The 11,826-nt window shown below is 71.1% G+C and carries 13 protein-coding genes; 7 read left to right on the top strand and 6 right to left on the bottom strand.

Going from position 1 to position 11,826, the window contains the following annotated elements; genetic code table 11:
• Positions 1 to 30 precede the first annotated feature (30 nt).
• Positions 31 to 936 carry a sterol desaturase family protein gene (locus OO67_RS21320; RefSeq protein ID WP_033302649.1) on the bottom strand — a complete coding sequence of 302 codons (906 nt, stop codon included), beginning with the start codon at positions 934 to 936 and terminating at the stop codon, positions 31 to 33.
• A 483-nt stretch (positions 937 to 1,419) separates the two neighbouring features.
• Between OO67_RS21320 and OO67_RS21315 the strand changes: the two genes are divergently transcribed.
• The 4 genes from OO67_RS21315 to OO67_RS21300 all read left to right on the top strand — a co-directional run bounded on the left by OO67_RS21315 (position 1,420) and on the right by OO67_RS21300 (position 4,339).
• Positions 1,420 to 1,665, top strand: coding sequence for a hypothetical protein (locus OO67_RS21315; protein WP_157841708.1), 246 nt, complete (start codon positions 1,420 to 1,422; stop codon positions 1,663 to 1,665).
• A 245-nt stretch (positions 1,666 to 1,910) separates the two neighbouring features.
• The gene (locus OO67_RS21310; protein WP_033302647.1) at positions 1,911 to 2,111 is read left to right on the top strand and encodes an alpha/beta hydrolase family protein; all 201 of its coding nucleotides are present in this window, start codon (positions 1,911 to 1,913) and stop codon (positions 2,109 to 2,111) included.
• Between the two features lie 274 nt (positions 2,112 to 2,385).
• Positions 2,386 to 3,699 (top strand): YncE family protein, encoded by a 1,314-nt coding sequence (locus OO67_RS21305; protein WP_244300277.1) that lies wholly within the window; start codon positions 2,386 to 2,388, stop codon positions 3,697 to 3,699.
• 55 nt (positions 3,700 to 3,754) lie between these two features.
• Positions 3,755 to 4,339: a fasciclin domain-containing protein gene (locus OO67_RS21300; protein WP_033302646.1), complete on the top strand. Its 585-nt coding sequence runs from the start codon at positions 3,755 to 3,757 to the stop codon at positions 4,337 to 4,339.
• Between the two features lie 32 nt (positions 4,340 to 4,371).
• Here OO67_RS21300 and OO67_RS21295 read toward each other — a convergent pair whose 3' ends face one another.
• Together OO67_RS21295 and OO67_RS21290 are read right to left on the bottom strand one after the other, a co-directional pair.
• Positions 4,372 to 5,556, bottom strand: coding sequence for a spore photoproduct lyase family protein (locus tag OO67_RS21295; RefSeq protein ID WP_033302645.1), 1,185 nt, complete (start codon positions 5,554 to 5,556; stop codon positions 4,372 to 4,374).
• 109 nt (positions 5,557 to 5,665) lie between these two features.
• Positions 5,666 to 6,271, bottom strand: coding sequence for a sigma-70 family RNA polymerase sigma factor (locus OO67_RS21290; RefSeq protein WP_033302644.1), 606 nt, complete (start codon positions 6,269 to 6,271; stop codon positions 5,666 to 5,668).
• Between the two features lie 144 nt (positions 6,272 to 6,415).
• Between OO67_RS21290 and OO67_RS21285 the strand changes: the two genes are divergently transcribed.
• Positions 6,416 to 7,372 carry a MerR family transcriptional regulator gene (locus OO67_RS21285; protein WP_033302643.1) on the top strand — a complete coding sequence of 319 codons (957 nt, stop codon included), beginning with the start codon at positions 6,416 to 6,418 and terminating at the stop codon, positions 7,370 to 7,372.
• Positions 7,373 to 7,747: 375 nt separating this feature from the next.
• Here the strand turns inward: OO67_RS21285 and OO67_RS21280 are convergent, their stop codons facing one another.
• The 3 genes from OO67_RS21280 to OO67_RS21270 form a co-directional block, all read right to left on the bottom strand.
• Positions 7,748 to 8,629: a DUF2510 domain-containing protein gene (locus OO67_RS21280; RefSeq protein WP_033302825.1), complete on the bottom strand. Its 882-nt coding sequence runs from the start codon at positions 8,627 to 8,629 to the stop codon at positions 7,748 to 7,750.
• A gap of 283 nt (positions 8,630 to 8,912) precedes the next feature.
• On the bottom strand, positions 8,913 to 9,584 hold the full coding sequence (locus tag OO67_RS21275) for a response regulator (protein WP_033302642.1): 672 nt from the start codon (positions 9,582 to 9,584) through the stop codon (positions 8,913 to 8,915).
• A 2-nt stretch (positions 9,585 to 9,586) separates the two neighbouring features.
• The gene (locus OO67_RS21270; protein WP_033302641.1) at positions 9,587 to 10,540 is read right to left on the bottom strand and encodes a sensor histidine kinase; all 954 of its coding nucleotides are present in this window, start codon (positions 10,538 to 10,540) and stop codon (positions 9,587 to 9,589) included.
• Between the two features lie 217 nt (positions 10,541 to 10,757).
• On the opposite strand from OO67_RS21270, the gene OO67_RS21265 reads away from it, so the two are divergent.
• Complete coding sequence (locus tag OO67_RS21265; protein ID WP_033302640.1) at positions 10,758 to 11,036, top strand: hypothetical protein; 279 nt, start codon at positions 10,758 to 10,760, stop codon at positions 11,034 to 11,036.
• Between the two features lie 90 nt (positions 11,037 to 11,126).
• Entirely contained in the window at positions 11,127 to 11,810 is a 684-nt protein-coding gene (locus tag OO67_RS21260; RefSeq protein WP_078598141.1) for a FadR/GntR family transcriptional regulator, read from the top strand.
• Positions 11,811 to 11,826: the final 16 nt, after the last annotated feature.

Below are 11,826 nucleotides of genomic sequence, written 5' to 3'. Positions count from 1 at the left end.
GTACGGAGCGGGTGTGCGCGGTACGGGGGACTACGCGGGGTGGGGCGGGCGGCGCAGGGGGTGGAGCAGGCTTGCGACGATCGAGCCGGTCTCCGGGAAGGTGGCGGGGTCCTTGACACCGACGATCGCCGGGCGGCGGTCCGGTCGCCAGGTGAAACTGCCGAAGAGGCGGTCCCAGACCGAGAGGTCCACGCCGAAGTGACCGGCCTCGGCCAGGTCGGCGCTGTGGTGCAGCCGGTGTTGCTCGGGGCTGGCCATGACGTGGTGGAGCGGACCGAGTCGGACGTCCACGTTCGCGTGCACGAAATAGCCTTGGACAAGGGTGAAGAGCGCCACCGCGAAAAGGCAGTCGGTTGAGAATCCGAGAAATCCCAGTGTCAATTGGACCGTGCCCTGTTTGAAGGCGACATCCAGTAGGTGGTTGACGCCGTTATTGGCGACGTTCACTTTTCCCGGGACGTGATGAATTCCGTGTACCTTCCACAGCCACCGATTGGAATGCGCCCAGCGGTGGGCGAGGTAGCCGGTCAGTGAGGAGGCCAGCAGGGCGAGGGGCACCTCGGCCCCGAGCGCGAGCCCCGGTCCCGTGACGGGCGTCGCGGCCAGAACGGCCGCGACGACCGACTGGCCGAGCACGGCGCCGGCCATGGTGAACCCGAAATAGGCTGCGTACCAGCAGAGTTCCCGGCCGCTCGGGTGCCAGTCGGTCCGGTGCGGGATCAGCCGCTCCAGCGCCGCGAGATAGACGATGGTGCCGATCAGGAAGAGCTGGACGGCCCGGCCCCGGTCCCAGTCGAAGCGCAGAACCGAGGTGAAGAGCCAGACTGCGGACAGGAGCAGAATCGGGTACGCGGCATAGCGGAGACACTCGCGGGCGGACGCGCCGGTGGTCCACGCATTCGCCGGCAGCGATCCCGTATCGGGTCGATCTTCCATGCGGAGAATCTCCATCACATCCGAATAGGGAGTTCGCAGAGTAGCAGCGGACGTGAGGGGCCGTGAATGAGTGAGCGGCGCTTTTTGGCCAGCGCGGTAAGGGGGGCGCACGAGGGTAATTTATAAGAAGAAGTTCTTTTCATTGTTCGGTGCCCGTGGGGCGGGGTGGAGGGCGTGGGGTGCCGGTGACCGGAAGCAACGATTCCGCACTCGCGTGGGCGGCGCCGGCCATGCCGGTCGCCACCCGCGTAGAGAGCGGTTACCGGGGGTCCCGGGCCCGGCGGATATGCCCGAAACCATCGCCCCGTGGGAGCGCGTGCGGGGCCACGGGCGGAACGCGAGCCGTACAACTCGGGCGGCCGGACCGCACAGGAGCCCGCACGGAGAGAATGGCCCGGGCATACAGGCCCACCCAACCTGGCGGCCCGTCAACGTTGCAGGCGATCGAACAAGGGGCGATCCCCGGCCGCCGGAGACTCCCGTGTGGGAACCGAGGCAGGAGTGCAGCCGACGCCAGTGCTCGTGACGTCGGGAGCGGAAGTTGCGGGCGCGGTCGTATCGCTCCCATTCCTCGTCGCGCCCGGCCTCGTCGTCGTCTTTCTCCTCCTCGTCGCCGGATTCGGTGGCGCGGGGCGGGTACTCGCCGGCGGCGAGGGCGATGGCGGCGTCACGCTCGGCCTCGAGGTCCTCCTCGTCCTTGGACTCCCGGTCGAGCCAGATGGCGAGTGAATCCACCTCGCTCACTGCGGCGCCGAGCGGCAGGATGAGGCTGTCTGTGGGCAGAGGCCACCGACAGCTCGGGCAGAGCCGCGCCACGGCTTCGCCGAAGAGGACGTCGATCTGGTTCACGGAGGCGGCTGACCGCAGCGTGCGGCACTCGGGGCTTCCGTGGAGCTTGCCCTTGCCTGTCGCCGAGACGTGGCAGGTGATGAGGATGTCCCGGGTCGACCCCAGGGGAACCCTCATCCTGCACGGTGCCGACGACGCCCTGGGTCCCCGCCCGGCAGTCCATCCGCCTCGCCGAAGCCCTGCGCTCGGCCGGACACCGCCCCGACCTGTGCCTCCTGCCCGGCGGAAACCACCTGTGGGTGGGCCTGTCCGACGAGGAGGTCGAGGACTGCTACAGCCGCACCCTCGGCTTCCTCCGCCGCTGCGCGGACCATCCCGAGCCCTGAGCGGCCGCGACCGGGGCAAGAGAGGCGTGCGCCCCGCGGGGCCGGGGAGATCACCGCTTCCGCACCCGCGCCGCCCGATCGTCACGGCGTGGTCACAGCGGCGGAGGGGGTCGTTCGATCGGCTGACCCGTCCGTCAGCCGTTCCGCTTCCCGAGACCGTCCGACGGGGCGATGGTCCGGGCGAACGCGTGACGGAGTCTGGGGGAGGGCAGCGGAGATCGCGGCCTCGCACCGCACCCTACGATGCGGCAGAACCACAGGAGGGGTGTCGCCGATGACCACCAGGGCGGAACAGCTTCACACCACGGAGCCTTCCGGCAGCCGCACGACCGGAACCGGCCCGGGACCGAGGGCCGGGAGAAGGCGCGCAGCCTCTCTCGTGGGGGCGGTGCCGGCCGCCCTCACGCTGGCACTCGCCGGGTGCGCGCCGGACGGAGGCGCCTCCCCGTCCTCGGCGGCCACCTCACCGCCGCCGCGTCCGGGCGCGGCACGGACGGACGGCGAGGGCCCGGCCCGCACTCCCGCGGGAACCCTCCTGGTCACGGATTTCGGAGCCGACACCGTCACCTTCGTCGACCCGTCGGCGCGTGAGCGGTCCGGCCGGCAGTCGGTCGAGGTCGGTACGGCCCCGTACGGGATCGTGCTCGGTGACGACGGCACGGCGTGGGTGGCCACGGCCGAAGGGGTGGCAGCGGTGGACACCGCGACCAGGAAGCGCACCGCCCTGATCCCGTACACCACCGACACCGGACCGGTGACCACGGGTGAGTACCGGGGAGGCGGCATGGGCATCGCGCTCTCCCCTGACGGAAGCACCGTCTACGTAGGGGTCAACGTCCCCGGTGCCCCCGGAACCCTCGAGGCCATCGACACGGGGCGGCGCCAGGTGGTCGAGACGGTCCCGGTCGGAAGAAGGCCGTTCGACGTCGATGTCTCAGGTGACGGACGGCAGGTCTACACCACCAACCACGACTCCTTCGACGTCACGGTCGTCGATGCGGCGTCCTGGAAGAGCCGCCGCGTCGAAGTGGCCCCGTACGGCACGGAGGGAGGCCTCGGTTCCTGGCTCAAGCCGCACTACGCCGCCGTACGCCCTTCGGACGGGGCTCTTCTCCTCCCCTTCGAGGGCGAACGTCTCGCCGTCGTCGAACCGGACAGCGGCCGTGTCGCCATCGAGCGCATGACGGCCGACACCCACCAGCACGGAACCACGGTCACGGACGACGGGACGCTGTACGTCGTCGGTACCGGTGCCATTGATCCGTCGGCCGACGAAGGTCCTTCGCTGACCATCCGCGCGCCCGGCGGGACGGAGCGCGTCATCCCCCTGGACGGCCCGCACGAGGACGTCGTGGTGGCCGCCGACGGCCGGACCGCCTACGTCTCCGGAGGCTTCACCCGAGACGGTTACTGGGACGGTCTCAGCGTCGTCGACGTGGCGACGGGCGACGTCACACGCGTCCCGGCCGGCACCCGGCCTCTGGGCATGGTGGTTCTGCGGGGGCCTGCGTCGGCGGCAGGCGGTGCAGGAAAGTCTGCGGCGATGTGCGAGGAATGTCATCCAAACAGAGGGCCGGCTGCGAAGTGATGGGTGTGGCGCCCGCACCACGAGCGCGCCAACCCTCTCAGCAAAGGTGAAGGTCATGACCATCAACCGCCGCTTCAAAGGTGCCGCTCTCGCAGGAGCCGGTGCGTTCCTCGTCCCCCTCGCTCTCGTCGCCGCCGCGCCCGCCGCGCAGGCGGGCCCTGTGGCGGAGCCCTTCGGGCCCGCCTGCTCCACCTTGCCGACCAGCGGCGAGGGGAGCGCCGCAGGCATGGCCGACGATCCGGTCGCGACCGCGGCGTCCAACAATCCGGAACTCTCGACCCTGGTCAGCGCCGTGCAGAAGGCCGGTTTGGCCGAGACCTTGAACAGCGCCGAGAACATCACCGTGTTCGCGCCCACCAACGACGCTTTCGACAAGATTCCCCAGGCGGACCTCGACAAGATCCTCAACGACGAGCAGCAACTGAAGAGTCTGCTCAACTACCACGTGGTGGGTGAGAAGGTGACCGTCGACAAGCTGCCCGACGGCACGTTCAAGACACTCCAGGGCGGCCAGATCACGACGTCCGGGTCCGGGGAGAACTTCACGGTGAACGACTCGGCGAAGATCGTCTGCGGTGACATCGAGACGAAGAACGCGACGGTCCAGCTCGTCGACACGGTGCTGATGCCCAAGTCCTGAGACGCCTGGGCACTGTCACGGCGCGTCCGGTGTCAGAACGCGTACCGGATCGGCAGCCATGGAGCGTGCGTGTGGACCAGGCGGCGCACGGTTTCCACCGCCGAGGCCTTGGTGGCGTCGCGGTAACGCACGTTCCAGCTGCCGTTCTGCGAAAGCTTGGCCTGCTGGAGCTCCGGGCGCCAGATGGTGTCCTCGGCGCGCGGGTGCCAGGACATGTTGACGTCATGGAGATCCCGGTTGTGCGTCAGCATGATCACCTCGGCCGCGGCCTGTGCCTTGACCGCGTCCGGCAGGACGTCGTCCATGTGCTGGAGCAGCAGTCCCCAGGCCTGTTCCCACCCAGGTCTGATGACGACGGGAGAGAGGTTGAAGTGCACCTCGTAGCCGGCCTCGACGAAGTCCGCCGCCGCCTCGATGCGCTCCTCGACGGGACTGGTGCGGATGTCCAGCAGGCGGGAGTCGTCGGGTGGCATCAGGGAGAACCGCACACGGGTGCGCCCACGTGGCTGGAGCAGAAGAAGATCCGGATTGACGAACTTGGTCGCGAACGAGGCCTTGGCCGTGCGCCACCGCGAGAAGGCCCGCACCAGATCGGCGGTGTTCTCGCTGATCAGCGCGTCGACGGAACAGTCGTTGTTCTCCCCGACGTCGTAGACCCATGCCTCCGGGTCACACTGGTTCGGCTCGCTCTTGGGTCCCTGCCCGGCGACGTGCCGGGCCAGCCGGGCGATGATGCGGTCGATATTGGTGAAGACGGTGACAGGGTTGGCGTAACCCTTGCGCCGGGGTACGTAGCAGTAGGCACAGGCCATGGCACAGCCGTTGGCGGCACCTGGGGCGATCCAGTCGGCGGACCGGCCGTTGGCCCGGACGGTGAGTGTCTTCTTCTCGCCGAGCACCAGGACCGTGCTCTTGATCCTGACCCAGCGTTCGACGTTTCCCCTGTTGCCGTGCAGTTCCGGGATGCGCCAGTGGGAATCGACCGGAAGGACCTCGGCGTCCGGGAACCGTGCGAGGACCTCACGTCCCCGCTGCGAGGCTGCGGCGCCGGGCTCGGCATGGATCTCCCGTACGGACAGCATCCGGCGCGCCCGGTCGGAGTCGCGGAAGGACGGACCAGGGGCCCTGCTGTCCTCGGGCCGGCCGTCCAGGTCATCGACGCCGAACAGCCCGTCCTGGACCGGGCCGGCGTCGCCGGGGAACTGGGGATTCTGCATGGCTTCCGCTCCGCGATCGGTCACGTCACCACCAACGGTACGAGATCGGCGGGAGACGCCGGCGCGGGAGTCGCGGGCGGCGTGCGTGGATCACCAGGGCGGGTCCGGTTCACACCACGGCGTCCGCCCCGATCCGGTGGCGCAGACGGTGCAGCCCCAGACGGGCATGACTCTTGACGGTGCCGAGCGGGATGCCGGTGCGCTCCGCGATCTGGGCCTGCGTGAGGTCCTCGTAGAAGGCCATGCGCAGGACCTGGCGCTGGGGGCCGGGGAGCCGTACCAGCTCCCCGGACAGAAGCACACGGTCCAGGGCCGTTTCGGGGGGAGACTGCGCGCTGTGCGGCGGGGCCACGGCGAGGGTACGGGCAGCGGCCTCGACGAGCTTCGCGCGCCGGGTCCTGGCTGCCAGCGCGTCGACGGTCTTGCGGCGCGCGATCCCCACGATCCACGCACCGAGCGGCCCGCGCTCGGGCCGGAAACCGGCCCGTCCGAGCCACGCGGCGAGGAAGACCTGCTGGGTCACGTCCTCCGCTTCCTGCGCGTCGCCGAGTGAACGGCTCGCCAGCGTGTGGACGAGAGGGCGCCAGCGCGCGAACACGGCCGCGAAGGCGCGGTCGTCGGCGGCCGCGAAGGACCGCGCGAGTTCCTCCTCGTCGGCGGTGGTGCTTCGCGCGGGGACCGGTGTGCGCTCGGCGGGGCGGTTGATCGTGTACATCGTCTCGTTCTCCTGCCGGAGCCGGTTATGAGCGATGTGGGGGCGGTCGTTCGCCGCGGTGGGCCCCCGCTCGCGTACCTTTCAGTTTTGGAGGCCCGGACGACACAGGCAACATGCCTCGTTTGTGCGTCGTATGGTGAAAACGTGGCTCCCAGCGATGGCCCCGGACTGCAGGACGGCGGTCTGACGACCGGCGAGGTCGCCAGGCGGCTCGGGGTGGCCCCCACAACGGTGCGTTCGTGGGACCGCCGGTACGGGCTCGGCCCCCGGGTCCGCTCCCGCGGCAGGCACCGGAGGTGGACGGCGGCGGACCTCGCGCGGCTGGAGCGGATGTGCGCGCTGACCACGACCGGCCTCCCGCCCTCGGAGGCCGCCAGACTGGCCCGGGAGCAGGCGGCCCCTGACACACGGCAGGCCCGCGCCGGCCACCCGGGGGTCCGCGGCGGTCCACGGCCGGGGGACGTGCGACAGGAGTGCCGAGGGCTGGCCCGTGCCGCCGTCCGGCTGGATCCCGGCGCCCTCGACGAGCTCCTGGCCACCGTGCTCGCCGAGCGCGGACTGGTGGCCGCCTGGACCGAGGTGATCATGCCCACGCTGCAGGCGGTCGGCCGCAAGTGGGATGCCGCGGACGAGAGGTACACGGAGGTCGAGCACTTCCTGTCCTGGCACGTGGTCGGCGCTCTGCGCCGGTCCGCCCCGCCGGCTCCGTCCGGGCGCCCGGACGCCACGACCCTGCTGGCCTGCGTGCCGGGGGAGAACCACACACTGCCCCTCGAGGTCCTCGCTGCCGCCCTTGTCGAGCGTGGCATGCCGATCCGGATGTTCGGTGCCGCGCTGCCGGCCGAGGCGCTCACCGAGGCCGTGCGCAGAACCGGTCCGGCGGCGGTCGGGCTCTGGGCCCAGTCCCGTACGACCGCGAGCGCGCCGCTGGCCCGGCACATCGCGGCCGTGGAGTGGGGGGTGCGGGGATCCCGCAGGCGGCCGGTGGTGCTGACCCTCGGTCCGGGATGGGCCGGGCAGACGGTGCCCGGGCTGCCGCACCCGTCAGGCCTCGCCGAAGCGCTTACCGCGTTGCGGCCCGTCGTGGGCGCGTCCGGCTGAGTGCCGGGACCCGCGGGGCCGGGCTCTACGCGCGTGTCCTGCCGGAGTGGCCGTGAGCGGGCCTCCGCCCTCTGCCCGGCCTGGGACCGGGGTGTGCCGGGATCGGCGGCCATGGGGGCACAGGGGCACGGTCAGCGGCGACTCGCTCGTCCACGAGGTGGTGTCCCGGCACCGTCCCGCCTGCCAGGAGCACAACACCGTGTGCGAGGCAGGCTTCATCCGCCTCCGCTGCGACAGCGATCCGCCCGCGGCGTGGAACGCCGGCCTCGAGGGACGGGAGACGTGGCGCGCCGTTCCGGCCCGGTCGCCGGCGGCCGTGCGAGCGGAGGCCGTACCGGAACCTCCGGTACGGCCTCCGGGGTGTGATCGGAACTCTCAGGCGGTCCGGCCGGAACCGGAGCCCGCCCCCTCCGCCTCCTTGATGCCCTTGGTGATGTCGTCCAGGACAGAGAGCTTCGGTGCCTTGGCGTTGATGTCGAAGCCCGAGCGGACGACCACCAGCATGCCCTTGACGTTGGGGGAGGGGAACGCGAGCGATTCGACGTATCCGTCGTCGCCGTTCTTCGTCACCACCTTCCAGCGCACCAGGTAGCCCTTCTGTCCGGCGACCGTGACCGCCTCCGACTTGAGCTGCTCGTGCGAGGTGATGCCGCCGTAGATCTTCTCGCCGTACGACTCCTCGGCGTTGGTCTCGATGTCGGCCTCCGCCGCGGCCTTCGCCGTGGTCGCCTCGACCTCCAGGGCCTGAGCCGGTGCGGAGAACACCCCGCCGCGCACACATGTCTGGGCCTCGTCGCCGGGGCATGCGTACTCACCGGTCGTCACTCCGGCGCCGATCGGCCCGGACTGACCCGTCCAGCCTTCGGGGACGGGGATGCTGATCCCGCTGGCCGCGTCGGTGGCGTACCCCTCCTCCGTCTGCGGCATCTGCTGGTCGGGGCCCTGGCCCCCGCCGCCGTCCTGTCCGCCCCCGTCCGGCACACCCGGGAGGCGAGGGCTCTGCGACGGTGCGGGGGCTGTGGCCGAGGTTCCGGTGCGGTCGCCCGAACTGTCGCCCAGCAGGTAGGCGCCGCCACCGACGCCCGCCAGTACGACGATGCCTGCGGCGATGCCCGCACCGATGCGTATACGACGGCGGCGGACCGTGGCGGGAGGTATCCGGAGCTGGTCGGTCCAGCGGCTCCCGTCCCACCAGCGTTCCTGAAGGGGGCCGATTCCTGAGTGCCCGGGGTCTGGATGCCAGCCGGGTGGGGTCATCTGGGTCACAGGAGCACCGTAGGCGCACCGGGTGAGAATCGTATGAAACGCACAGCGTGGTCGTAGTCACGTCCCAGGCCCCCGTGCGGGGCACGAGCCTCGGGCCGCAGTGGTGGAGGGGGTGTCCGACGCCCCGTCACGCGGCCGCCCGGCGCCGCCTCCTGCAGAAGGAGGGGCCGCGCCTCAGCGCCGCCGCCGGCTTCCTCGGGAGCCGCCCACTCCACCGCGCACCGCCCGGATCCTGAGCGGAGCGATGCGGCGGAGTTCGGCCGGCGCGGTACTCCTACGGCTCGATCAGCCCGGCCCGGATCGCGTACCGGGTGAGTTCCAGACGGTCGCGGAGCCCCAGCTTCTGCAGCAGATTGGCCCTGTGCCGTTCGACCGTCTTGACGCTGATCACGAGCATGACCGCGATCTCCTTCGAGGAGTGGCCCTCGGCGACCAGCTTGAGGATCTCCTCCTCGCGCTCGGTGATGGCCCGGTCCGGCACGTCGCCGCCGTCCCTGACCCGGTCCAGGTAGTTCCGGATGAGAGCGGTGACCGCGCCCGGGTAGAGGAACGGTTCGTCGCGCATGGCCGCCCGGCACGCCTCGACGAGATCCCGGTCGGCGACGGACTTCAGCACGAAACCCGAGGCCCCGGCCTTCAGCGCCTCGAAGAAGTACTGCTCGTTGTCGTACATGGTGAGCATCAGGATGCGCAGATCCGGCATCACCCGGGACAGCTCACGGGCCGCCTGAAGGCCTGTCAGGCGTGGCATCGCGATGTCGAGGACGGCCAGGTCGGGCAGCTCCGCGCGCGCCATGTCGATGGCCTCGGCGCCGTCACCCGCCTCGGCGACGACCTCGAGGTCCGGTTCGCCGTCGAGGATCAGCCGCACGCCGCGGCGGACCAGGGCGTGGTCGTCGGCGAGCAGGATGCGGGTCTTCCCCGACCCGGTGGGGGAGTGGGGCATGGTCAGGCGCTTCCGTTCCGTACGGGCAGGTCGAGGCGTACGTCGGTGCCGCCCGTCGCACCGGCACCGAGGGTGAGTGTGGCCCCGATGAGCAGGGCGCGTTCGCGCATGCCGCGCAGGCCCGCCCCCTCGGGGGCGTCCCCGAGGCCTCGGCCGTCGTCACGGATCCGCAGCTCCACTCCGTCGGCGCTGCGCCGGAGGGAGAGTTCGAGGAGGGTGGCCCGTGCGTGGCGGACGGTGTTCGTGACGGCTTCCTGGGCGATGCGGTAGACGACGAGCTCCGCCTCCTCGCCGAGCGGGGGCAGATCCTTCTCCATCCGCCGTCGGATCGTGAGCCCTCCGGGTGTCGGTGTCTCGGTGGTCAGGGCCGTCAGCGCGCTGACCAGCCCCAGTTCCTCCAGTACCCCGGGGCGCAGCCGTCGCGCGATCCTCCGGATCTCGTCGAGACTGCCCCGGGTGATCTCCTGGACCTGAGCCAGTTCCCCGCGCAGGGGTTCCGGGGCGTGGCCGGTGACGCGTTTCAGCTCCAGCAGGACGGCGGTCAGGGTCTGGCCCACCTCGTCGTGCAGTTCCTGGGCGACCCGGCGGCGCTCGGCCTCCTGGGCCCAGAGGGCCCGGGCGCTGCTGGTCGCGCGCTCCGCCTCCAGGCGGTCGAGCATGCTGTTGAACGTCTCGATCAGGGCGGCGACCTCGCCCTCACCCGCGACCTCCGGGCGTGGCCGCGGGCTCAGCAGATCGGTGGTCGTCATCGCCCGGGTGACCCGTTGCAGCGGCGCGAGGCCCAGGCGCAGGAGCAGCGCGTTCGCGCCGAGCATCAGCGCCATGCCGCCGGCCAGGATCAGGGCCTCGGTCAGCACCACCGGGGCGGACACGGTGATCGGGCCGAGCAGCAGCAGGGCCCCGGCGGCGACCAGCACCGCGGCGTTGAGCAGGAAGATGCGCCAGAACAGGGACAAGGCCGCACGGCCTCCTTCTTCGGACGGGTACACGGGCGGGCGACTGCCTCCACTATCGCCGGTCGGGGGCCGCGCGGGGCAGCGGCCCGGCCTCCGCGGCCGCGTCTGCATGGCGCACCCCCTCCAAGATGGGTGTCATCCCCGATGGTTCCGGGCACCCGCACTCCCGGACGATGGAGACCTGCCCAACGGGTTCTGATCCGGGAGGGAGTCACCGATGCCCCACTACGACGAGAAGCTGCGAGGTCTTGAGGACCTGCCGCGCACCGACGACCACGCACACGCCGACGTCCCGGGACGGGACGCCTCACCCGGGCGCCGCCCCGGCCGCCTGACATGGCTGTGGCTCGCCGCCGGAATCGTCGGCCTGCTGGCCGGCATCGTCCTCGGTCACGGCCTGCTCATCGCCGCCGGCCTGGTGGTCGCCGGGATGGCGGGGCAGCTCCTGGACCCGCAGCGGAGCAGGCCACAGAACAGTGTGCCGGGCTCCCGTTGAGTGAGAGCCGCTTTCTGCTCTTTGGTCCGACCACACGCCCTGTGTGACATAGTCGGGGGTATGCGTATCGCCCGGAACAGGGAGTAGCGGATGCCCGTCGAGTGGCAACCCGTACGGCAGGCCCGCACCCACGAGCTCGTGCTCCAGAGCATCGAGGAACGGGTCTTCGCCGGAGAGCTCAAGGCGGGCGACCGCCTGCCGCCCGAGCGGGAGCTGGCGCCGGTGCTCGGCGTCAGCCGGTCCGCGCTGCGCGAGGCGCTCAGGGTGCTGGAGACCATCGGTGTCCTGGTCGCCCAGCCGGGCCGCGGCCCGGACTCCGGGGCGCGCATCGTGCGCAACCCGGACGACGCCCTCGGCCGTCTGCTGCGGCTGCACTTCGCGCTGGGCAGCTACGGTCTGCACGACGTCCTGGAGGCGCGCGTGGTCCTGGAGCGGTCGAGCTGGGAGGCCGCCGCCCGGCACGCCCGGGCCGAGGACCTCGAGGCGGCCGGTGAGCTCGTCCGCCTGATGGGGGAGCCGGACGTGGACGTCGCCGAGTTCAACGACCTCGACACCCGCTTCCATGTGCTGATCGCCGGGAGTTCGGGCAACGCCCTCACCTCCACGCTCACTTCGGCGGTGCGCGAATCCGTCCGCCCGCTGATCCTGCGGGCCCTCGAAGAGGCCGAGGACTGGCCGGCGACGGCGGGTGCCCTCAACGCGCAGCCCCGCCCCCGTTCCGCATTCCCTTCCAGTGGGTGTGCTCGCAGCCTTCCCCATTCGGACCGAGGCTAGTATGGTCGGACCATAA

The sequence above is a fragment of the Streptomyces atroolivaceus genome (assembly GCF_000717025.1).
GTDB classification, from domain to species: Bacteria; Actinomycetota; Actinomycetes; order Streptomycetales; family Streptomycetaceae; genus Streptomyces; species Streptomyces atroolivaceus.
This window is presented reverse-complemented; position numbering and strand designations above follow the sequence as displayed.

Coding starts and splice junctions, on each gene's coding strand:
- OO67_RS21320 (WP_033302649.1), bottom strand. CDS start 936: ATGGAAGATCGACCCGATACGGGATCGCTGCCGGCGAATGCGTGGACC.
- OO67_RS21305 (WP_244300277.1), top strand. CDS start 2,386: ATGACCACCAGGGCGGAACAGCTTCACACCACGGAGCCTTCCGGCAGC.
- OO67_RS21300 (WP_033302646.1), top strand. CDS start 3,755: ATGACCATCAACCGCCGCTTCAAAGGTGCCGCTCTCGCAGGAGCCGGT.
- OO67_RS21295 (WP_033302645.1), bottom strand. CDS start 5,556: ATGCAGAATCCCCAGTTCCCCGGCGACGCCGGCCCGGTCCAGGACGGG.
- OO67_RS21290 (WP_033302644.1), bottom strand. CDS start 6,271: ATGTACACGATCAACCGCCCCGCCGAGCGCACACCGGTCCCCGCGCGA.
- OO67_RS21280 (WP_033302825.1), bottom strand. CDS start 8,629: ATGACCCCACCCGGCTGGCATCCAGACCCCGGGCACTCAGGAATCGGC.
- OO67_RS21275 (WP_033302642.1), bottom strand. CDS start 9,584: ATGCCCCACTCCCCCACCGGGTCGGGGAAGACCCGCATCCTGCTCGCC.
- OO67_RS21265 (WP_033302640.1), top strand. CDS start 10,758: ATGCCCCACTACGACGAGAAGCTGCGAGGTCTTGAGGACCTGCCGCGC.
- OO67_RS21260 (WP_078598141.1), top strand. CDS start 11,127: ATGCCCGTCGAGTGGCAACCCGTACGGCAGGCCCGCACCCACGAGCTC.